This is a genomic window from Tuberibacillus calidus DSM 17572 (genome assembly GCF_000430685.1).
GTDB lineage: Bacteria > Bacillota > Bacilli > Bacillales > Sporolactobacillaceae > Tuberibacillus > Tuberibacillus calidus.
The window spans coordinates 12,685-34,510 of record NZ_AUMM01000004.1; the positions used below are offsets into that span (position 1 = coordinate 12,685).

The following is a 21,826-nucleotide window of genomic DNA, read 5'->3' on the forward strand; positions in this document are numbered from 1 at the left end:
AAATTGCTCTGGGAGAGGTGTGTGCATTTGGTATTAAAAAAATTTTGGCACGGAAAAAGTGAAGCGACTGGCGGAAGGAAACCGATTAAAATCATCATTTGGCTCATTTTGCTTTTCCTTGTCCTTTCTTTTGGAGGGACCATTATCCGCCTGATAACAGATTACATCTGGATGAACTCGGTCGGTTATTCGGAAGTCTACATAACCGTATTAATGTCCAAAGTGCTTCTTGGTGTGATCGGCTTTTTGCTGTTTTCCGGGGCGCTTTTTATCACGTTATTTGGTATATGGCGGACATATACGAAAGATCCTTTATTAAACAACAAAATACCGCTCGTCGTTTCGACGAGGAAAATGGTTTGGGTCATCGCCCTTCTCTCCGTCCTATTTGGCCTTCTCGGCAGCAGCATGGCCAAAGGGTTCGGTTGGCAAAGATGGTTAAAACTTCTCCACCAAACGCCTTTCCATCAGGTGGACCCATTTTTCCATTTAGATATTTCGTTTTATCTGTTTATACTGCCGTTTTTAAAGTTTGTTGACAATTTATTGATTGGGTTAAGTCTTTTTATTCTTGTTTTAGAAACCTTGGCGTATGTCTTCACACAGCTAATCTTCAGAAGCAAGCGGGCACAGGGTCATCTTGCGGTCAATCTTATCCTAGCGGGCGTCTTTTTAGCGTGCAAACACATATTAGACGTTTTCGAGACGTTGTTGACAGATAAGGTCAATCTTTTTCAAAAAAGTGCTGTTTATGGCTTGAGTTTTACGGATCGTTGGGTCAATATCCCGGTTGAGTATGTCTTAGCCGCTTTTTCCATAATTGGTGCTGTATGGATGATCATCGCCATACGAAAACAGAGTCTTCGGCAATTCTTTACACCAGTGGCGGCATACGTCGGCCTTGCAATTATAGGATTTGTTGCTTCCTTAGTCGTTCAACAGTTTATTGTCTCACCGAATGAGTTTAGTAAAGAAAAACCGTATTTAAAGCATAATCTTGATTTTACTAAGACAGCATACGAGTTAAATCACATCAAAGAAAAACAGCATCCCGGTAACCTAACGCTTTCAAAAGAGATGCTCGACCGCAACGAACTGACCGTAAGCAATATTCGCATTAACGATGCCCGGCCGCTGATCGATGTTTATAATCAGTTGCAAACGTTCCGTACGTACTATCAATTTAAAGATGTTGATATTGATCGGTACATGGTTGATGGCAAATATCAGCAGGTCTTCGTGGGTGCGCGTGAACTGAGCACCGGCGATTTGCCGGACCAAGCGAAAACATGGGTGAATAAAAATCTTCGTTACACGCACGGCTACGGCATTAGCATGAGCCATGTCAATCAAATTACAGAACAAGGCCAACCCAAATATATGGTGGAAAACTTGCCGCCGAAAGGAAGTGTAAAGGTCACCCGTCCACAAATCTATTTTGGCGAAGAAAACTATGATAGTGTCGTCGTCGACAGCAATGTCCGTGAGTTTGACTATCCGTCCGGCGAAACGAATGTCAACACGACCTATAAAGAAAAGGCTGGCATTCCGCTTACAGGGCTCAATCGCGTCCTCTTCGCTTTGAAGGAAGGGGATTTACGAATTCTCGTTTCCAACCAAATTTCCGCGAAAAGTCAATTGCTTGAGACACGCAATATCATGGATCGGTTGGAACGGATTGCCCCGTTTTTCACTTATGATGAAGACCCGTATTTAGTAGTCAGAGATGATGGCACTTTAGTTTGGATTGTCGATGCTTATTTAACGGAAAAAAATTATCCGTATTCAGAACCATTTTCACATGATTTAAACTATATCGCCAATCCTGTAAAAGCTGTCATTGACGCTTATACTGGCAAGGTGACATTTTATGTAGTCGAACCGGATAATGCCATTTTAAAAACATATCGCAACATTTTTCCGGAATTATTTACCGACAAGATTCCCGCCGACATTAAAGCGCATTTCCGTTATCCTTTAACGCTGTTTAAGATTCAAGCAGCGATGTACGGAACGTATCATATGTCAAATCTGGAAGTTTTCTATAACCGGGAAGATTATTGGCAGTTTCCGACTGAAAAATACTATAACGAAGACGTGACGATGGAGCCGTATTATGTGACGATGAAACTTCCTGGAGAAGACAAAGAAGAATTTATTCTCATGATGCCGTTTACGCCGAAAAACAAACAAAATATGATCGCGTGGATCGGCGTGCGTAATGACGGAGAGCACTATGGGGAAAAAATGGTTTATCGCTTCCCGAAACAGAAAAACATTTACGGGCCGCAGCAAATCGAAAACCGCATCAACCAAAATAGTGAAATATCACAACAATTGAATCTGTGGTCCCAAGGCGGGTCGAAGGTAATCCGCGGGAATTTGCTCGTCATCCCTATCGAGGACACGCTTTTATATGTCGAGCCGATTTACATTGAGTCCAGTAATGAAACATCGCTTCCGGAAGTCAAGCGCATTGTCGTGGCCTATGGTGATAAAATTGTCATGGAGCCGACGTTGGATCAATCTCTAGATGAACTGCTAAGCCTTATAGATCCAGAACAGTCGGTAGAACCCCCATCCGGCAAAAACGATGGGGAAGAGCCGAATGGCAAAACCGAGACGAGCACAACAGCCAATGAAAAACTGAAACAGCTTGCCCAACTGTTTAAGGACTATAAAAAAGCTGTATCGGATGGCCGTTGGGAAGATTCCGGCAAGATCATGGATGAAATCGAGAAGCTTTTAGGGCAACAATAAGAAAAAGGGTGACTTAGAAGAACCAGGTTCCTCTCTAGGTCACCCCTTTATTATGTTTTCAGTAGACAAATCTCTTTGAATCTAGAAAGACTGGACTCAAAATATTCACTTTTTCTATAAAAAAAACCGCCCTTTATTGCGAGGACGGTTTTCGTATGATTTAAGCTCTTTCTTCAAAAAGCTTAATGATTTCAATGATGACTCGGGTCGCTTTTTCCATCGTTTCAACGGAGACGTACTCATATTTTCCGTGCATGTTTTCCCCGCCAGCGAAAATGTTCGGCGTTGGCAGCCCCATAAAGGAGAGCTGTGAGCCGTCTGTGCCGCCGCGGATCGGTGTAATCTTCGGCTCAATGTCTAAATTTCTCATCGCTTGTGAGGCGATGTCGACGATTTCTTTAACCGGTTCAATCTTTTCCCTCATGTTATAGTATTGATCTTTGAGTTCCAAAATGACATTATCTTCGCCGTATTGGGCTTGGAATTCCGCCACTAGTTTCTGAATCGTTTCTTTGCGGGCGTTAAAGTTTTCCCGATCGAAGTCTCTGATGATATAGTAGAGTTTTGTTTGTTCTACATCACCATTGATAGAAATTAAGTGGTAAAACCCTTCATAGCCTTCCGTTTTTTCTGGCACTTCGTCAGCCGGCAAACGGTCGTTAAACGCCATAGCGATTTTTGCGGAGTTAATCATCTTTCCTTTAGCTGAACCTGGATGGATATTGTTGCCTTTAAAAGTAATCTTGGCAGCTGCCGCATTAAAGCTCTCATATTCCAATTCACCGAGCGGCCCACCGTCAACGGTGTAGGCGAACTTAGCATCAAAAGCTTGAACATCAAAGTGATGCGGTCCGCGGCCGATCTCTTCATCTGGGGTAAAAGCGACGCGAACTTTGCCGTGCTTGATTTCCGGATGCTGAATGAAGTAGTTCATGGCCGTCATAATTTCGGTAACACCGGCTTTATCGTCGGCACCGAGCAATGTCGTACCGTCCGTCGTGATCAGTGTTTGACCTATGTAATTTTTCAGATTCGGGAAATCGTTTGGTGACAAAACGATATTGAGCGCTTCGTTTAAAACGATGTCTTGGCCGTCATAATTTTCCACGATTTGCGGGTTGACATTTTTCCCCGTGAAATCGGTGGCCGTATCCACGTGAGCTAAAAAGCCGATGGTTGGGACTTCCTTGTCCGTATTAGCTGGGAGTGTCGCCATGACATAGCCGTTTTCATCGATGGATACATCTTCCATGCCGATCGCTTTTAACTCTTCCACCAATTGTCGGAGCAAAGTCAATTGCCCAGGCGTAGATGGCACGGTTTGACTTTCTTCATTCGACTGTGTGTCCACTTTGACATAAGAGGTAAACCGTTGAATCAATTCTTCTTTCAATTGAAACCCTCCCTCTTCAAGATAGATCTATTTTATCATGTTATGTGGTAAAACAGGATAAACGTTGCTGCAATATCAATAATTAAGAAAAAACCCGCAGCTAGGCGGGATGATTGGCATGTTGCTTTATGGTTGTTTTTCTTAACCACGGCATGCTGAGCCAACGCCGCCAGGCAAAAATGCCGCGAAACCATTCATCGGTGCCTTGGGCCATCCAGATGCCGAATAAACCAAATTCCAAAGTCACACCAAGAATATAACTTAAGCCGACGGCAAAGGTCCACATGGAAAAAATACCGATGACGACGGGAAAGCGAACATCACCCGTCGATTTTAGTGCCCCCATTAAAACGATATTCATCGCGCGGCCCGGCTCAGTAAACGCAACAGCCCAAAGGACAGGAACACCGACCAGAAGGATTTGCGGATCGTTCGTAAAAATTTTGAGAACCGGTTCACCAATGATCGCTATACAAAGTGAGACAACAAGTGAAACGAGCATGGAAATTTTTAAAGTCTTAAGACCGCGATGCACGGCTTTTTCATGCTGGCGTCCACCGACATATCTGGCGACAAGAAGCTGTGTGCCTTGGGCAATGGCAAGGGTAAATAAATAGCAGATCATGCAGATATTCATTATATAGACTCTCGCAGCCAAGGCGGCAGCTCCGACAGAGACAGCAATGCCTGTGATAACCAGCTGGGATAATTGATAGGACAAATTTTCCCCAGCCGAAGGAATACCGATCGCAAGGAGCCCCCGTATATTTTTTTTGTCTAAGTGAATCATATCGGTCCATTTAAACCGCAATGCCAGTTGGCGATTGATAAAATACAAGAGGGCGAGCACCGCAAAGAGCCGGGCGATAACCATCGCCCAAGAGACGCCGACAACCCCAGTAACCGGTAAGCCGAATGGGCCAGTGGTCGCAAATATATTGCCAATAATACTTATTAAATCCATCGTGACTGTAACGAGCATTGGTTGTTTCGTAAAGCCGTAGCTTCTCAGAATGGAACTCAGCGCAAGCGATAAGGATTCAAGAATGAGCGAGGCCCCGGAAATGTGAATAAAGGTGAGGCCGTACGCATAAACCGCCCCGTGCACATGAAATAACCCGAGGAAGAAGCGGCCAAAAAGGAAAACGATGGCGCTCACGATGAGACCAAACCAAAAGTTCAAACCAAAAACCGTACAAGAGAGTTTTTGGGCGTGATCGAGTCGTTGGGCTCCGAGACTTTGACTGATAAGAATCGTTCCGCCGATGGCCGTGACATTAAAAACTAAAATAAAAATGTTTAAAATTTGGTTGCTCACACCTACGCCGCTGGCAGCTGCATCCGAATAGTGACTGAGCATCAATGTCGCCATGATGCCCATGCCTAAGTGTAAGGAAAGTTCAATAAAGAGCGGCCATGTGATGTCAAAGAGTGTTTGTTCTTGGTATGTCCTTTTGCTGTCCAAACCGAAAACCCCTTCGCCATTTTAAAAAAGAATAAACATATTGTATCGTTAACTCTCGGAAAAGAAAACAAAAAGATTTTGACGTATTTCTCATCAAGGAGACTTGGCTCTGCCAAGCCTTTTTGGCGAAGGAAGAACCTTTAATTTATCCTATACTAACTGAAAAAATGATAGACTTCTTACCAGTATAAAAAGGTTGACGCATGGCAGGTCAACCTTCATAAATCACTTCCTTTTTTGCTGAAGTCCGACCTTTATCTTTGACGAGTAAGATGGAGATCAAGGCTAGGATCATGCCGAAAGTTGTGTAAATGAACATCACCGTGTAGCCAAAGAGGTCAATCAGTCGGCCTAAGAGCGGTGGAGATATAATTGCGGCAAGTGCTGAGACGAGATAATATAAACCGGTTCGTGTACCGATAGATGCTTCGCGTCCGGTTGAAACGACAAACGGATATGAGTTGATGTTAATGCATGCCCAAAACACACCTCCAATGACAAGGAAGAGCCTGAGCCATACCGCAGCGTCTATAAAAATCATCGCCGCATAACATGCCCCCATTCCGATGACCCCAATAGTGATCATTGTCTTTTTCCCAAATTTCCCGCCAAGCCACCCGCTCGGCAAGGTAAACAAGAGGAAGGCCCCAGTAAAGAAAAGCAAAGAGAAGGAAGCCGCGCTGTCAGACATGCCTAGGTGATGGGTGCCGTATAAAGTAAATAAAGCCTCAATGCCTTGATAGGAAGTAAACCAAAAGAAAATGGCACCGAGCAAGAAAATTGTCGATCGGTCCAATTCCCCGCGGATGCGGATTGTTCTTTTCTCCGCTACGCTGTAACCGACCGCATCCCGCTTTTCTTTAATATTCGTTACAAGGATCCAAAGCGATAGGAGAATAACGGCTGAGGCCATAAGAAACGGAAATGATGGATGAATATCATAAAGCTTTGAGCCGATGCTAAAGGCAATGACAGATCCCACCCCACCCATAAAATTGATGATGCCGTTGGCTTGTGAGCGTTTCGCATCCATTGTAATGTCGGGCATGAGGGAGACTGTCGGCGAGCGATAAAGACTCATGGACAAGTTCATAAGGACCATAAATAAAACCAAGGTCCATAAACTGATGTGAAAAGGAATAAAGGCAAAAAATATGGCTGAAAGCGGCATGCCGATTAGAAGATATGGCATTCTTTTTCCAAAACGCGTATCCGTCCGGTCGCTGCGATGGCCGATCCAAGGCTGTATAAACAGAGCAAAGTAATTATCGACCGTCATCAGAAACCCGATAAGTGCCGTGCTTTTAATGAAATCATCAAGGAAAAGGGGCACGAAGGCATTATACAGCCCCCAAGTTAAACTGATGCTAAAAAAGCCAAAGCCAAGCAACCATACTTTCTTCATACATTCAGCTCCTCAAATAGGAAGTATCAAATTGTCCATGTCCCGTTCAATTTGCAAATGAAGTTTTATATTTCAGGTGAACATGGACGACAAAGTTCGGACTTTTCTTTTAGGAGATCTGCCAACCGATCGGGATAATCGGTGATGATTCCGGAGACACCTGATTGAAGAAGGCACTTCATCTCATTCCGATCGTTTACAGTAAAGGGATAATACGCAATGCCTTCCCTTTTTGCCGCACGTACGAATTCGGGCAAAACGGCATAATGAATAGGGTGCAGGGCGCTAGCCCCAATGGATTTCGCATAATGCCACGGTTCGAAAAGGGCTTCGTTATAAAGCAAGCCGATGGGAATCTCCGGAGCGAGCCTTTTTAGCTCGACTAAGGAATAGTGATTAAAGCTTGAAATAATAACCCTCTCTGTCATGTCATGTGCACGGATCGCCTCTCCCACACGCTTTTCTATTTCAGGATACAGAACGACGCCGCTCTTTAACTCCAGATTGATGACTAGATCCAGTTGTTTAACGAAAGCAAATAATTCATCTAATGTTGGAACCCTTTCACCCTTGTAATCTTCATCCATCCATGAACCAGCATCCATTTGCTTGATTTCCTCTAAATAAAAATCTTTGATAAGTCCGCGCACCCCACATGTTCGCTCAAGGGAGTGGTCGTGAATGAGAACGAGTTTTCCGTCTTTTGTCATGTGGACATCCGTTTCGATGCCTGTCGCCCCCATTTCGACGGCTTTGGTAAAAGCAAGCATCGTATTTTCGGGATAATAGCCTGATGCGCCGCGATGAGCAAAAATAATGGGTAACGCCAAATTAGTCCCCCCTTACTCAAAAACCAGCTTTCTTAAATTATATACGATTTGTTAGAATACTGGACAAAAAATTGGGAATTTTTGATTAGACCTTGTCCGTAAGGTTGGTAGAATGTTTTTGGTTGCGGAATTTTATAGTCACCACAGGATGACATAAAAAGGATTCCGAATCTTTATGCGTGAATTTCACACCGTTGGTTGCAATGCCAAAATCCCTTTTAAGCATGGCTTGGTGAGCTTTGATTTAAAAAAACCATGAAACGTCCATCCTGAAAAAGCGCACCTAGTTTTTTGACATATAAAAAACCCCGTACCTCCTAGGGCACGGGAAAGGAGAGGTTAAAAAAAGCCCGGAATTCCCGCCGTACCAGGCGCACCAAAAAGGGTTGGCATAAAACTTGCCAAACCGCTTCCTTGTGGTCCAGTAAACGGCGGTGCGAAACCGGTTAGTCCGGGGCCCATTGGATTAAAGGAGAGGCTGCCGCTATTTTGGAAACCACTAAAAGGAAACCCAATCTGTCCAAATCCGAAAGGAAACGGCATGCTTTGAGCGCTTCCTGTACTAGCGGGATTGTTCGGAAAAAGGGATTTAAACTGATTCATGAGGCCGCCGAAAGACCCAATGACATTGGCTAACTGCTTATGACCCATGGAATTGGCCAGGTTGCTTCCCATGCCGAGAAGCGGTGCCAAATTCCCTAAATTTCCTAATCCATATACCCTCGATTCATAACCAGGATAAACCGTAGGCTCGAAAGTGGGCCAATACATCACATCGCCTCCTCAAAAAGACCATTGTCCCTCATCCTTATCCTATGGCGGCTATTTGGATCGGGAAATTGTCCTAATAGGGAATTTGTTTAAGGGGCTACATCAAGACGGTTGCAGGCTTTACTGGTATAAAAAAAGGGCCAGAGAGGGCTTTACAGCCACTCAGGCCCGTCTTGACTATTCTTGGCCAAGCCACTTGAAAATGGCAGACATGTCCATTCTTCCATACCCATGTTGTTTGGCTTGGGCATACAGTTCTTTTAGGACATTAGCCAGCGGCATGGCATAATTTTTTTCGAAAGCGGTTAAAGCCACGAGATGAAGATCTTTTTGCATATGTTCAAGCGGAAACTCGGGAGTGAAATCCAACACCATGATTTTCGCTTTTTTCCCCTGAAGGATGGGCGCGCTTACCGGGTGGTTCAATAACATCTCCACTACCATGCTTTTATCCAAACCCATGGCTTCCCCTAAGTGCACGGTTTCCGAAAAAGCCGCCATATTGTGTGCGAGCATAAGGTTAATCAAAATTTTCATGGCGCTTCCGTTGCCGTGCTTCCCAAGGTAATGCACGGCTTTTCCCATAGCTTCGAAATACGGTTTTGCTTCTTCAAAATCCGTTTGTTCGCCGCCAACAAGAAAAATTAATTCGCCTCTTTCGGCAGGGATTTTCGAGCCGGAAACGGGGGCATCGAGAAAGCGGATGTTTTGGGCACTCGATGCTTCCGCCATTTTTTTGCTGAAAGTCGGATGAACCGTGCTCATATCCACCCAGAGCGCACCCGGCTTTATCCCTGAAAATAACCCGTTATCCGCATAAACGACCGCTTCGACGACTTCGGGATGGCTAAGCATGGTAAAGACGATATCGGCGTTTTCCGCCGCTTTTTTCGGTGAATCCGCCCATTGCGCACCGCTTCTGATTAAATCCTCAGCTTTTTCTTTTGTTCGGTTATGTACTGTTAAGGGGAACCCGGCTTTTAAAAGATTTTTGGCCATCCTGCTTCCCATAATACCGAGCCCAATAAAGGCAATGTTTTTTTCACCCATCGTTTGTCACTCCTTTAGCGAATCCCTTTTTATTGAAAAGGGGATTTTGTGGAATACTTTTAGCTATGAAAAAGATCTTGATCATTCTTATCCCCATTTTACTCTTTATGGGTCATTCTGCAAAAGCAGAAGAAATGGTAACTGTCCGCCTGATAAAAAATATCGGCAGTCCAACGACACTCCATTTTCGGCTAAGGGGGGATTATTTTACGCCGGATTTGGGCATACCGCTTTTTGAACGCCATCAGTACAAACTAAAAGTGCATAAGGGACGACTTGTTTTACAGGACGGTAAAGCGATGTATCGCCTTGGCCGAACGTTTATCATCGCGCCAAAGACGTATGATCGGGCGCACATGATCTTTTTGAATGGCACACCGTATTTAGGTGCGATGGCCTTTCGGCTGGAGATAGATCATATTCGCCCTGTGAATCAGTTACCGATGGAAGATTATTTGAAAGGCGTTGTCCCCTTTGAAGTATTCCCTTCTTGGCATATGGAAGCACTAAAGGCCCAGGCGCTCGCGGCACGAACCTATGCGGCAAGCCATCTTCACAGAGAGATTGTCGATACGATTCAGGACCAAGTTTATGGCGGTTATCTTTGGAACCCGAAGACGACAAAAGCTGTTGAGGAAACGAAAGGTGAGGTGATCACGTATCACGGCCGTTTAATTGACGCCTTTTATTCGGCAAGTAACGGCGGAGTCACCGAAAATAATGCCCACGTTTGGGGAGGGGAAAATAAGCCTTTTTATCCCATTAAAAAAGACCCTTACGATCCCAAACAACCGTGGCAGTTGACGTTTCACCAAAACCAAATAAGAGCGAACCGTCCGATTCAGTGGTCAAGCACTCATGAAAAAGAGGCGAAGATCGCTGAAAACATAAAACAATGGCTGAGAAGGCAAGGCTATGGCCCCGACATTAAAATTCTTGACATTCCACGGTTTTCCATCGATGATGCGCGCAACGCTTCCGGAAGAGCTTTAACAGGATCGCTGACCGTAACCTTCTTGCAGCGTTTTCACGGTTTGTTTCGTTACGAAGAAGTCCGCTTGGAACATGTATCCTTGAAGCGAATTCGCCCGATTTTTGGTGGAGACGTTTTCAAAAGCTATCTGATTGATGACGTGACGTGCCGTAAAGGGCTTTGTACCGTCAAAGGTCGCGGGTATGGTCACGGTGTCGGCATGAGTCAATGGGGGGCAAGCCGTATGGGGGAACGCGGAAAAAATTATAAGGAGATTATCCAATTTTATTTCCCGGGAACGGACATCCGCTCCCTAGATGAAAAAAAGGTTGACTCATAACGTCAGCCTTAACTTTTTTATACAATTAAGAAAGCCTATCATTTCTCAGGCTAGCATAAAGACAACTAAGGCACGGCCAAGCCTTTTGGGCGAAGACCGTGCCAAGTTTTTCTTATAGCCTTCAACGACCTTCCGCGGATTTTGCCATGGGTTTACGATGCAGAAGTCTCTCCTCAAGCCGCAACAGCCATTTTGTCCGCGAAAAGGTAAAGAGGATGAGGGAGAGCCAAATCATGATAAAAGAAAAAAGGTGTTCGCGGTCAAACGGTTCGTGATATATAAGGGTGCCAAGTATGAGCATCAATGTCGGTCCAACATATTGGAAAAATCCCACCATCGTCAGGGAAATGCGGTTCGCACCAGCGGCAAATAAAATGAGTGGAACCGCGGTAACGACACCTGCACCCATAAGAAGCAGAGCCTGCCCAGGATCATTAAAATGAAACGGCGCCTTGGCCGGGTCGATCCATAATAGATAAATTAAGGAAAGCGGCGTGACAATGGCGGTTTCAATCGTCAGACCGGTCATGGCTTTTAGCTGCACCTTCTTTTTAAGCAGTCCGTATAAACCAAATGTTAAGGCTAGGCCTAGAGAAATCCACGGAAAGACGCCGACTTGAACGGTCATGATAAAGACGCCGATAAACGCAATGAAAAAGGAAACGATCTGCCAAAATGACAGTTTTTCTTTAAGAAAAATAAGACCGAGTAAAACGCTGATCAACGGATTGATGTAATAGCCGAGACTTGCTTGCACAACATGGTCATGGGAAACGGCCCATATAAAAATGTACCAGTTCAGCGTTATCAAAAGCGATGCCGCGATGATGGTGATAAGTCGCTTAGGATGGCGGTACAGGTTGAGATAATCCTCTTTAAGGGATTGGACGTTTTTGGTTACAAGGATTAAAAGAATCATAAAAACAAACGACCACAGCACGCGATGGGCGATGACTTCTTCAGCGGTCGCCGCCGTGATCCACTTCCAGTAAACGGGCAGGATTCCCCAGAGGAAATAAGCCCCTAGAGCAGCAGCCGCGCCGGTTATTTGCTCATTTGATCGCATCGATGTCACACTCCATTTCCCATTTCCCCAAAATAATACATTCATTTTACGGAGTCCAACACGCCTCTTCAAGCCTTTTGCTCAAAGAGACACATTTAACTGCAAATCTTATATCCGGATGAACGTATAAACTGCCCTTCAATGACAAAGAATACAGGTGATCAAACGAGAGAAGGTGGAGGGTTTGAATAAACAAAGGGCAAAAGAAATTGTTTCATCGCCCAACATGGTGAACGTCACGTATAATGGGCAACCGATTTACATACAAAACGTAGATGATGAAACCGAAACGGCAAGGATCTACCCACTTGATAACCCTGAAAATGAACAAACCGTACCGCTGAGCCAGCTAAAAGAAGGTGAATGACGAAACCGGATGCGTTTTAACACCCATCCTTTGCCTTAAATCCAGCGTTAAGCTGGGTTTATATTGTTTACGCGCAGGTCTTTTACCTTGGTTTTCAGGTTTTACCGTTGGCTTTTGAAGATTTACCGCTAAGTTTTCAGGTTTTACCGCCAACTTTTGAGGATTTACCGTCGGGTTTTCATATTTTACCACCTGATTTTAAGGATTTACGGCCACTTTATAATCATTTTCATTTAGCTCGAGAAATTTTTATGATGAACCCTTTTGGGGCGGATTCGTTAAAAAATTTGGTTCTGATAAGCCAGGTGGGTGTAAATATAACCTTCGTTGGCTTATACTAGCCTGAAAAATGATAGACTTTCTAGCTAATACAAAAAAGGATGACACAGAGAGCGTGTCACCCTTTAACTCGTTTTGGTATAACGGAAAGGCCGAATGGGCGAATAAGGCGGCGTGCTTCGGGGCGTTTGATTCACAAGATAATCATAAATCAGTTTTTCAATAGGTATCCCCAATTTTTGTAAGCCAACATTCCCAAACAGCACATTAAATTCTAAAAAATATGGCCAGCCATTTTCAACCGCGACATCAAAACCGGCATGATCAATTTCGAGGGCCTGCGCCACGGCTTCGACAAGGTCAATGATTTCCCGGGGAACCGGTTCAAAGGAAATCGTCCCTCCTTGGGCGACATTATTCAGATAGTTCCCCTCGTGCGCCAAGCGCCAATAGGCACCGACCACCTTTTGCCCGACTAATGTGATGCGAATATCGCGGTCGATGTCGAGTTTTTCCTGAACATAGAGGATATCGTGTTTTGCGGCATAGTCTCTGAAATCACGTTCATTTTCGATTAAAAAAACACCGCGCCCCATGGAATTGCGCACCTCTTTGGCGATAAAAGGAAAGGGGAGGCGCTCTAAAATCGTCTGGATATTTCCGGGTGTCGCCGCCATGATTTCCGTATAAGGCACATGCTCAGGACAAATGGTTTGTAAAGCCCGTGTCATTTCAATTTTATCGTGGCCGAGGTGGTAAGACGAAACACTCGGGAAAATCGCTTTCTTCAACCCATAAACAAGACTGTTCACTTGCCAATATTCAGGGAATAAGACCCAATCGGCTCTCAGAATATCCTCTTTATTTTTAAACATGAGCTCCGGTTTTATGTAAAGGGTGTTCGGAATACCAATCGTGCGTAGGGGATTGAAGGTGACAAACTGCATCGCGCATCTTCCTCTATAAAAATACTAATCTAGACGAAATAATTATAAACTTGGCCAAAGAAATTGCAAGATGGTTTTTCCGAACGAGAACTCCCTTTTCTGAAAAAATCTTTTATGAAGTGAAGGCAAGAAATGAACACCCATCATCGTTTACCATGGTGATGGATTTTCAAAGGATATTTGTCCGCAATGTCCAGTCTAATCGGGAAACCCAATTGTTTTGTACAGCCGCATCCGCATGGTGAAGGCGGTTGAGCAGATGCCATATTTTATATAGGACATAGGCTTTGATGAGTGGTTCTGTATAAGCAAGCGGCCGAACCGATTGATAGGCTTTAAGAAATGCTTGATTAAGGCGGTCCGCCATATGCGGATAATGCAGCTTCGTATTCCAAAGCGTCCAAGCGATATCTACAAGCGGATGAAACCACTCCGTCCATTCCCAATCAATGACCGTTATTTTACCATCTGAATCAAAAAGGATGTTATGTGAACCGTAATCCCCGTGCGAAAGGACCCATTCATTCATGTCGGTGGATAACAATGGGAAAAACGTGCGGCTCTTTTCTACAAGCGGCTGAGGGACAAAGTCTAAAGATGCCGGTTCTAAGACTTTCGCTTTGCGGAGCTTTAAACTTCCGTCGGTATATGCATGGGAATGAATAAGGTTGGCAAGGACAAGCCCCATATTTTTAAATACCGCTTCCGCTTTCGCCATATCTCCTGTGTCAAGGATCGACTGGCCGTTTTCCCCTCGTTCATAAGAAGTGACGAGGATAAAAGAGGATTCCAAAGAATGATCATCTATGTATTTAGGAGTTGGGACCTTCCCATGTAAAACTTGCAAGGCATTGGCTTCATTTAAAAGATCTTCATTGGATAAGGAAGCAATTTTCGCGACCAGAGGAGGGTTTGTCTCAATTTTATAGGCTAAATTGGTATAACCCCCAGATAACCGTCCTGCCGCCCCATACTTTTCTTCCAAAAATCGTTCGACCTGTCCCATTGCCACTCCTCCAATCTTTGGTTAAAGTCGGCCTTTCTTTTCTCGTCTTTACTAAAAATAGTGAAGCGGGGAAAAAATAAATTTACTTCATTATACGTTTTTCGGGAAAACCAGAAAAGTCAGTTGCTCCAATATAGAAGGAAAGGGGGATCTTGCTTGGGATACTTTACGCAGCTAGGAATATCCGTGGAGTTAGAAAAAACGTTGAAGGAATTAGGAATGGTGCATCCAACGCCCGTCCAACAAAAAGCCATCCCCGCCATCATGAAAGGAAATGATTGCATCGTACAAGCGCAAACGGGAACGGGGAAAACGCTTGCCTTTTTACTCCCCATTATTCAAAGAATCGATCAGAGACAATCCGATATCCAGGCTCTCATCATGACACCGACTCGGGAACTCGCTATACAAATCACCGCAGAAACAAATAAATTGGTGGACAGCCGACCTGGAATCGGTGTTTTAGCCGTATATGGAGGAAAAGACGTCGAAAGGCAAATGAAAAAACTTGGTGATGCGATCCATCTCGTCATCGGGACGCCGGGACGTCTAATCGACCATTTAGAAAGAGGCAGCCTGCATCTTTCGAGAATATCCACGCTTGTCTTAGATGAGGCTGACCAGATGCTTCAAATCGGGTTCCGGAACGAAGTGGATGACATCATCGAACGGACACCTTCCAAAAAGCAAACGTTGCTCATTTCTGCGACGATGCCGGTTGCGGTTCAATCTCTGGCAAGAAAATATATGCATAAACCCGTAAAGATTCACGTTCCCGGAAAATCGGTGACGGTCGAAGAAGTGAAACAATATGTTGTTGAAACAACGGAACGAAAGAAGCAAGAAACATTACAGTATATCCTCGATCACTATCGCCCGTACCTAGCCATCATTTTCTGCCGTACAAAAAGAAGGGCGGCTAAACTGAATGAAAGTTTAAAAGCCCAAGGTTACCAGACTGAAGAATTGCACGGTGATTTATCACAGGCAAAACGTGAACAAGTGATGGAACGGTTTCGAAAAGCGGAGATTCAATATTTGGTGGCGACCGATGTTGCCGCACGCGGGTTGGACGTAGAAGGGGTGACCCATGTGATTAACTACGATATCCCGCGTGATGCGGAAAGTTATATTCACCGAATCGGAAGAACAGGCCGGGCTGGTGCAGAAGGCATGTCGATCACCCTTGTCACTCCAAGGGACCGGATGTCACTGCGCCTTATTGAAAAGGGTACGAAAAGCATGATTAAGCGCAAGACCTTTACGGCCCTTGACGAGGGCGAAAATGAGCGGCCTAAAGAGAAAAAGAAAGCGGGATTTAAAAAAGTGCAGAGAGGCTTACAACAGGCACCTAAATCTCGTGTGGCAAAATCCGAAAACCAACTTGGTCCATCGATAAGAAAAAAGAAAAGAATGCAAAGGTCGCACCGTAAAGGGCGTTAGTGTCGTCGAATCTATTACCCGTTCAGCAAACAGGTTTCATAATATTTTGCAAAGTGATATATTAATGACATTAGATAGGCATTGACTCGCCTAAATTTTTCATGGGGAAAGGACTAAGCCGATGACACAGACAAAAAATGTGCGATTAAAGCGGGAAGAGGTTCCGGCGGCGTTAACATGGGATTTAACGGATTTATTCAGCACGGAAGAAGAGTGGGAAAAAGAGCTCGATGCGATCCAGAATAATGTCACGAGGGTCACGAAATATAAAGGCCGACTCTCGGAAGGCCCGCAGGTGCTCCTTGCTTGTTTAAAAGAAAGGGAAAGCCTTTTGGAGCGGGTGATTCGTGTCGATACCTATGCATGGCTGCGTCAATCTGCCGATGGCACCGATCCGAAAAACCAAGCGAATGCCTCGAAGGCGGATGCTGCCCTTTCATTCATCTCGGCACAGCTGTCTTTTATTAAAACGGAAATCCTGTCGTTAGCGGATGGACTGATCGAGCGCTATATTGCTGAGGAATCCGGTCTTGAAAACTACCAAAAGTTTTTGGCAGATATCTTGGAGGCAAAACCGCATACGCTTTCGGCTGAAACGGAAGAAGCGCTTGCGGCCTTGGGAACGGTTTTGGGTGCCCCGTATATGATTTACGGAAGAAGCAAGTCTTCGGATATGACCTTTGCACCAATCAAAGATGAAGAAGGTCATGAACGCCCGCTTTCTTTTGCCTTATATGAAGATTTATATGAATCACATCCCGATACCGAACTGCGCAGAAAAGCGTTTGATGCTTTCGTAGAAGGCCTTAAGAGATACAAGAATACCTTTGCGGCGACTTATGCGACGGAAATCAATAAGCAAGTCGCGCTCGCTAAGATTAGAAAATACGATTCCGTCACGGAAATGTTGCTTGAGCCTCAGCAAGTCACCCAAGAGATGTACCACAACCAATTAGATGTGATACAGGAAGAACTGGCTCCACATATGCGCCGTTATGCTAGACTAATTAAGCGCGTCCTTGGTTTGGAGACCTTGCGTTTCTGCGACTTGAAGGCGCCGCTTGATCCCGACTTTGTTCCGAAAACGACGTATCAGGAGGCTTCGGAGTTAATTCTTGAAGCCGTCTCTGTGATGGGTCCTGAATATGCCGCTATCATCAAGAAAGGGCTAACGGAACGATGGGTCGACCTGGCTGACAATATTGGCAAATCCACAGGAGCTTTTTGTTCCAGTCCTTATGGTGCACATCCTTACATATTAATGACTTGGACGGACACGATGCGAAGCGCTTTTACATTGGCCCATGAACTCGGTCATGCCGGGCATTTTTATCTAGCAGGAAAACATCAATCATTAACGAATGTGCGTCCATCCATGTATTTTGTGGAAGCTCCCTCGACGATGAATGAAATGCTTTTGGGAGACTATTTGATGAGGGAAACCAATGACCCCAGAATGCGCCGCTGGGTTATTTTGCAACTGCTTGGCACCTATTATCATAATTTTGTCACCCATTTACTTGAAGGGGAGTTGCAACGCCGCGTGTATCAATTGGCTGAAAGCGGGCAAGCGATCACGGCTACCGTTTTATGCGAACAAAAAGCCGATCTCCTCTCTAAATTCTGGGGAGATGCCGTGGACATCGATGAAGGGGCCAGCCTGACATGGATGCGTCAGCCGCATTATTATATGGGCTTGTATCCTTACACTTATTCGGCGGGGCTTACGGTATCGACAGCGCAAGCCAAAATGATCCGCGAGGAAGGGCAGCCGGCTGTAGACCGTTGGCTGAATGTGCTTAAGGCTGGCGGCACGATGAAACCTTTAGAGCTCATTAAAATGGCCGGCATTGATATGTCCAAACCCGACGCGATCCGCACAGCCGTGGCCTATGTCGGCTCTCTGATCGATGAGTTGGATAAAAGCTTTGATTAAAAAAATAAAAAGTGTCCCGTCTTTTGTCGGGGCGCTTTTTTTTTTTTAGACGGGAAAAAGCCTGTTATTTTTCAGGGCCGTATAAGGGCAACGAATTGCCAACATCTAAAAAGCTTGCACTGGCTTTTAATCGGGCCAGAATAAGGGCAACTACGGCTCCGCCTTCGCCCAAAAAGCTTGGCGGCTCCAAGTATTCTTTATCAACTTTTTCCTTTTATAAAGATTGCGTATCAGTTGTAAGGGTTTCTGGCAGGAAAATAATATGCAATTTCTCTTTTTGAAAGAGTTCTCCAAACCTCGAGGAACTTGAACATAGACAAAACGCCATATTTTGGGCATTTATACCAAAAAATGAAATTTTGTATAATTTACATACGTAGGGGAATCACCCCGGAAATCGGCAAAATGTAATATCGATATACAATTCCGGATTGCGTATCAAAATGCTGGTCTTTAAGGTGAGAATTGATATGCTTTTTTGGCAGCGCTAAATTTCTTAACCTCATATTAATCAATCAGTTCTACAAATGTTCGCATAGCTAAGTTTTTTTTTTGTAAAGCCCACCCCCCCTGACATGAATCAATGCTTTTTTACATATAGCAAATAATGTGAAAGCTTTATTGGACGAAATACAAATAGGGGGATGGGGAATGGGCGACATTGAACGCATATTGGATAAAGTGGAAAAAACATCAGAACGCGCGGCTTTGGTCACTTTGATCGATGTACAGGGTTCCTTTTACCGAAAACCGGGAGCGGCCATGCTCCTATTTCACCACCATCAGCGAATCGGCCTCATCAGCGGCGGTTGTCTGGAAATGGATATTGAAAGCCGGGTGCAGGATTGGTTTGAGCTTTCGACGAGTGATTTTGAAAACTTAAATGGGCAAATTCTTACCTATGATCTCCGTTCAGAAAACGACAGTGGTTGGGGACGGGGGCCGGGGTGTAACGGTGTGATTACCATCTTGGTCGAGCCGGTAACGGAGACGTTCCGGCATCAACTTAAACGCTTGAAACATCAGCTCGATCAAGGCCACTCCGGTGTCTCCTTGAGGCAGTTGGAAAAAAATCAATGCGTAAAAAGAGCCTTCTTATTTGAGAACGGGTTGGAAATGGGCGATGTGTGGGCTTTTCGCCATGTGTTTTCCCGCATCGATTACGAAACGGTCATGCATGCCCCGCTTCCCGAAAACATGATTCGTCTTCCTCATGCGGTCAGTCCCCGGCTCGTCATTATTGGGGCAGCTGATGATGCCAAACCACTGTCAGCCCTTGCCGCTCGTACGGGATGGCGGGTGACGGTCGCTGATTTTCGGGCAGCGCTTTGTCATAAAGGGCGTTTTCCCGAAGCGGACTTTTGCATCGTCGCAGAACCTGGGGCGATCGCTGAGCGCTTACTGTTAAGGGAACAGGATGCCGTCGTTGTGATGACGCATGACTTTCAAGCCGATCAAAAAATTTTGCACGGTCTTATAGGTAAACATCGTGGGTACATTGGGCTATTGGGGCCTCGCGAGCGAACGAATCGTCTGCTGAAAGGTCAGCCTTGGCCGCAAAACTTGCACGCTCCCGTCGGTCTGGCGATTGGTGCGGAAGGTCCTGAAGAGATTGCCATCAGCGTCATGGCGGAAATTATAAAAGTCTTTCGGTGGGCTAAAAAAACGGTCGGCGCTGCTCATGGTTAAAAAAGTCGCAGGTGTTTATTTGGCAGCCGGTGTCAGTTCCAGAATGGGGCAAAATAAATTAGCCATGCCTTGGAAGGGCAAGCCACTTGGGGCTTACGGCTTGAAGGCCGCGGTTCAATCACAGCTTGATCGGGTGTACGTTATTTTAAACCCCAATAATGATAATCAATGGGTGATACCTTGGAAGGATTGCCCAAAAGTACGCCTTCTTTTTTGTCTTGATGCTGAAGAAGGACTGGCCGCATCCATTCGTTGCGGGGTCGATCGGGCGGAAAAAGAGAAGATGGGCGCTGTCATCGTGCAATTGGCCGATCAACCGATGGTGACGACAAAACTTTTAAATGGGTTGCTCAGGCGTTTTCGCATGCGGATGAAAGGCGAGCATTTTATTGGATATATTCGAAATGGTATCATCGGTCCACCCATCCTTTTTGATCAAACGATGTTTTCTGACTTAAAACGCTTAAAAGGTGATAAAGGCGCGCGTGCCATCATCATGAAGCAAAGCGGTAAAGGTCTATGGATGAAAAAGTCTCAAGCAGCTCCTTTTATCGACATCGATACGATCGACGATTTCCGGAAATTGCCCCGATGACCTTTTAAAAGGAGATGCCCTCGTGTCATAGTGATTGACGAAACCGCTTTAAAGGTTAAACCCTTCGTTATAATGTGGTATATTAAGGAATGATTCGGAGGAAAAACCATGGTTGATGCCTTGAAGAAGAGAAAAATTAAGAAGCGTGGAAACTCATGAAAACCAGGTATGATGTCATTGTCATCGGGGGCGGTCCTTCGGGGCTCATGGCTAGTATAGCGGCCTCGGAACACGGGGCGGCTGTTTTATTAGTGGATAAAGGGGATAAACTTGGCCGTAAGCTCGCGATTTCCGGGGGTGGCCGTTGCAACGTCACCAATAACATGCCGATTCCCGAACTGATCCGCCATATCCCTGGAAACGGCAAGTTTTTGCACAGCGCTTTTTCTATCTTTAACAATAAAGATATTATCCATTTTTTTGAAAACCTTGGCATTGCTTTAAAAGAAGAGGATTTTGGCCGCATGTTTCCGGTGACGGATTCCGCCAAATCCGTTGTGCAGGCGCTTTTAAAAAAAGTTCAAGCAAACGGCGTGGAGATCCGCGTTAACGCGCCGGTGGATACCGTTTTATACGGGCAGGGCGGGGTAGAAGGCGTGTTATTGCGAAATGGAGAAAAAATAGGATCCGAAAGCGTCATTGTGGCGGTTGGTGGCAAATCCGTTCCCCAAACCGGCTCGACGGGGGATGGCTACGCCTGGGCCAAAAAGGCGGGCCATACCATCACCGACCTTTATCCGACGGAAGTGCCGTTGACATCCGATGAACCTTTTATTCGGGAAAAGGTTTTACAAGGGCTGTCATTGCGCGATGTGGCGGTTTCGGTTCGTGACCCAAAAGGAAAAGTCATCATCACCCATCGGTGGGACATGCTGTTTACCCATTTCGGTTTATCCGGCCCCGCCGTGCTGCGCGCCAGTCAGTTTGTGGTGAAAGCATTGAAAAAGTTTAAGACGAAAGATGTGGAAATCACCATTGATACAAAGCCGGATTTATCGGTGGAAGCCGTTTTTCAAGAGCTATTGGCATTAGCAAAAGAAGACCCGAAGAAATCCGTCAAAAGGGCTTGGAAAGGCCTTGTGCCGGAAAGATATTTGCTATTTTTATTACACCAGGTCGATATACCGGCTGATCTTGCCGTCCATGAATTGTCGAAGGAAAAAGTTAGGCGAATGGCTGAAGCACTAAAACGCTTTTCCGTACGCGTTAACGGCACCCTTCCAATAGAAAACGCTTTTATTACCGGCGGGGGCGTGTCCTTAAAGGAAGTCGACCCTAAGACGATGGCTTCAAAAATCATGCCCGGTTTATATTTTTGCGGTGAAATTTTAGACATTCATGGCTATACAGGCGGGTACAACATCACGGCCGCATTTGCGACTGGATATACGGCCGGCCGTTCCGCGGCGTTAAGCGGAAAAAACACACGATGATACCGATGAAGTTAAAGGAAAATGACCGCCGAAAAACATGAAGGTTTTGCCCCGCTTTAAGGCATAAATTTTATCTTA

Annotated in this window: 17 protein-coding genes; 8 read left to right on the forward strand and 9 right to left on the reverse strand. The window is 45.2% G+C overall.

The window, feature by feature from the left end:
* Positions 1–27: 27 nt before the first annotated feature.
* Positions 28–2,760: a UPF0182 family membrane protein gene (locus tag H532_RS17525; protein WP_051263067.1), complete on the forward strand. Its 2,733-nt coding sequence runs from the start codon at positions 28–30 to the stop codon at positions 2,758–2,760.
* Positions 2,761–2,920: 160 nt separating this feature from the next.
* Here the strand turns inward: H532_RS17525 and pepT are convergent, their stop codons facing one another.
* The 6 genes from pepT to H532_RS0101135 form a co-directional block, all read right to left on the reverse strand.
* On the reverse strand, positions 2,921–4,153 hold the full coding sequence (gene pepT / locus H532_RS0101110) for a peptidase T (protein ID WP_027723925.1): 1,233 nt from the start codon (positions 4,151–4,153) through the stop codon (positions 2,921–2,923).
* Positions 4,154–4,253: 100 nt separating this feature from the next.
* The gene (locus tag H532_RS0101115) at positions 4,254–5,618 is read right to left on the reverse strand and encodes an MATE family efflux transporter (protein ID WP_027723926.1); all 1,365 of its coding nucleotides are present in this window, start codon (positions 5,616–5,618) and stop codon (positions 4,254–4,256) included.
* Between the two features lie 211 nt (positions 5,619–5,829).
* Entirely contained in the window at positions 5,830–7,023 is a 1,194-nt protein-coding gene (locus H532_RS0101120; protein ID WP_027723927.1) for an SLC45 family MFS transporter, read from the reverse strand.
* Positions 7,024–7,088: 65 nt separating this feature from the next.
* Positions 7,089–7,853: a glycerophosphodiester phosphodiesterase gene (locus H532_RS0101125; RefSeq protein WP_027723928.1), complete on the reverse strand. Its 765-nt coding sequence runs from the start codon at positions 7,851–7,853 to the stop codon at positions 7,089–7,091.
* Between the two features lie 339 nt (positions 7,854–8,192).
* Positions 8,193–8,624, reverse strand: a complete 432-nt coding sequence (locus tag H532_RS0101130) for a hypothetical protein (protein WP_027723929.1) — start codon at positions 8,622–8,624, stop codon at positions 8,193–8,195.
* A 177-nt stretch (positions 8,625–8,801) separates the two neighbouring features.
* Positions 8,802–9,674: an NAD(P)-dependent oxidoreductase gene (locus H532_RS0101135; protein ID WP_027723930.1), complete on the reverse strand. Its 873-nt coding sequence runs from the start codon at positions 9,672–9,674 to the stop codon at positions 8,802–8,804.
* Positions 9,675–9,739: 65 nt separating this feature from the next.
* On the opposite strand from H532_RS0101135, the gene H532_RS0101140 reads away from it, so the two are divergent.
* Positions 9,740–10,987 (forward strand): SpoIID/LytB domain-containing protein, encoded by a 1,248-nt coding sequence (locus H532_RS0101140; RefSeq protein WP_027723931.1) that lies wholly within the window; start codon positions 9,740–9,742, stop codon positions 10,985–10,987.
* A gap of 121 nt (positions 10,988–11,108) precedes the next feature.
* Here H532_RS0101140 and rarD read toward each other — a convergent pair whose 3' ends face one another.
* On the reverse strand, positions 11,109–12,053 hold the full coding sequence (gene rarD, locus H532_RS0101145; protein ID WP_027723932.1) for an EamA family transporter RarD: 945 nt from the start codon (positions 12,051–12,053) through the stop codon (positions 11,109–11,111).
* A 184-nt stretch (positions 12,054–12,237) separates the two neighbouring features.
* Between rarD and H532_RS0101150 the strand changes: the two genes are divergently transcribed.
* Complete coding sequence (locus tag H532_RS0101150; RefSeq protein WP_027723933.1) at positions 12,238–12,420, forward strand: small acid-soluble spore protein H; 183 nt, start codon at positions 12,238–12,240, stop codon at positions 12,418–12,420.
* 404 nt (positions 12,421–12,824) lie between these two features.
* Here H532_RS0101150 and H532_RS17530 read toward each other — a convergent pair whose 3' ends face one another.
* Both H532_RS17530 and H532_RS0101165 read right to left on the reverse strand, forming a co-directional pair.
* The gene (locus H532_RS17530) at positions 12,825–13,646 is read right to left on the reverse strand and encodes an ATP-grasp domain-containing protein (RefSeq protein ID WP_051263057.1); all 822 of its coding nucleotides are present in this window, start codon (positions 13,644–13,646) and stop codon (positions 12,825–12,827) included.
* A gap of 169 nt (positions 13,647–13,815) precedes the next feature.
* Positions 13,816–14,652, reverse strand: a complete 837-nt coding sequence (locus tag H532_RS0101165; protein WP_027723935.1) for a phosphotransferase family protein — start codon at positions 14,650–14,652, stop codon at positions 13,816–13,818.
* A 156-nt stretch (positions 14,653–14,808) separates the two neighbouring features.
* Here H532_RS0101165 and H532_RS0101170 point away from each other — a divergent pair, with 156 nt between their 5' ends.
* The 5 genes from H532_RS0101170 (at position 14,809) to H532_RS0101195 (ending at position 21,748) form a co-directional block, all read left to right on the forward strand.
* A complete protein-coding gene (locus H532_RS0101170; protein ID WP_038111259.1) occupies positions 14,809–16,095 on the forward strand; it encodes a DEAD/DEAH box helicase in 1,287 nt (428 codons plus the stop codon).
* A 121-nt stretch (positions 16,096–16,216) separates the two neighbouring features.
* A complete protein-coding gene (gene pepF, locus H532_RS0101175; RefSeq protein WP_027723937.1) occupies positions 16,217–18,031 on the forward strand; it encodes an oligoendopeptidase F in 1,815 nt (604 codons plus the stop codon).
* Positions 18,032–18,682: 651 nt separating this feature from the next.
* Entirely contained in the window at positions 18,683–19,720 is a 1,038-nt protein-coding gene (locus tag H532_RS17535; protein ID WP_051263059.1) for an XdhC family protein, read from the forward strand.
* Positions 19,713–20,315 (forward strand): nucleotidyltransferase family protein, encoded by a 603-nt coding sequence (locus H532_RS0101190; protein ID WP_027723938.1) that lies wholly within the window; start codon positions 19,713–19,715, stop codon positions 20,313–20,315. The genes H532_RS17535 and H532_RS0101190 overlap by 8 nt, the downstream gene beginning before the upstream one ends.
* A 155-nt stretch (positions 20,316–20,470) precedes the next feature.
* Entirely contained in the window at positions 20,471–21,748 is a 1,278-nt protein-coding gene (locus H532_RS0101195) for a BaiN/RdsA family NAD(P)/FAD-dependent oxidoreductase (RefSeq protein ID WP_027723939.1), read from the forward strand.
* Positions 21,749–21,826: the final 78 nt, after the last annotated feature.

Excerpts from the sequence above, each read along its gene's own strand:
- H532_RS0101120 (WP_027723927.1), bottom strand. The coding sequence starts at position 7,023 with ATGAAGAAAGTATGGTTGCTTGGCTTTGGCTTTTTTAGCATCAGTTTA.
- H532_RS0101130 (WP_027723929.1), bottom strand. The coding sequence starts at position 8,624 with ATGTATTGGCCCACTTTCGAGCCTACGGTTTATCCTGGTTATGAATCG.
- H532_RS0101135 (WP_027723930.1), bottom strand. The coding sequence starts at position 9,674 with ATGGGTGAAAAAAACATTGCCTTTATTGGGCTCGGTATTATGGGAAGC.
- H532_RS0101140 (WP_027723931.1), top strand. The coding sequence starts at position 9,740 with ATGAAAAAGATCTTGATCATTCTTATCCCCATTTTACTCTTTATGGGT.
- rarD (WP_027723932.1), bottom strand. The coding sequence starts at position 12,053 with ATGCGATCAAATGAGCAAATAACCGGCGCGGCTGCTGCTCTAGGGGCT.
- H532_RS17530 (WP_051263057.1), bottom strand. The coding sequence starts at position 13,646 with ATGCAGTTTGTCACCTTCAATCCCCTACGCACGATTGGTATTCCGAAC.
- H532_RS0101165 (WP_027723935.1), bottom strand. The coding sequence starts at position 14,652 with ATGGGACAGGTCGAACGATTTTTGGAAGAAAAGTATGGGGCGGCAGGA.
- pepF (WP_027723937.1), top strand. The coding sequence starts at position 16,217 with ATGACACAGACAAAAAATGTGCGATTAAAGCGGGAAGAGGTTCCGGCG.
- H532_RS17535 (WP_051263059.1), top strand. The coding sequence starts at position 18,683 with ATGGGCGACATTGAACGCATATTGGATAAAGTGGAAAAAACATCAGAA.
- H532_RS0101190 (WP_027723938.1), top strand. The coding sequence starts at position 19,713 with ATGGTTAAAAAAGTCGCAGGTGTTTATTTGGCAGCCGGTGTCAGTTCC.
- H532_RS0101195 (WP_027723939.1), top strand. The coding sequence starts at position 20,471 with ATGAAAACCAGGTATGATGTCATTGTCATCGGGGGCGGTCCTTCGGGG.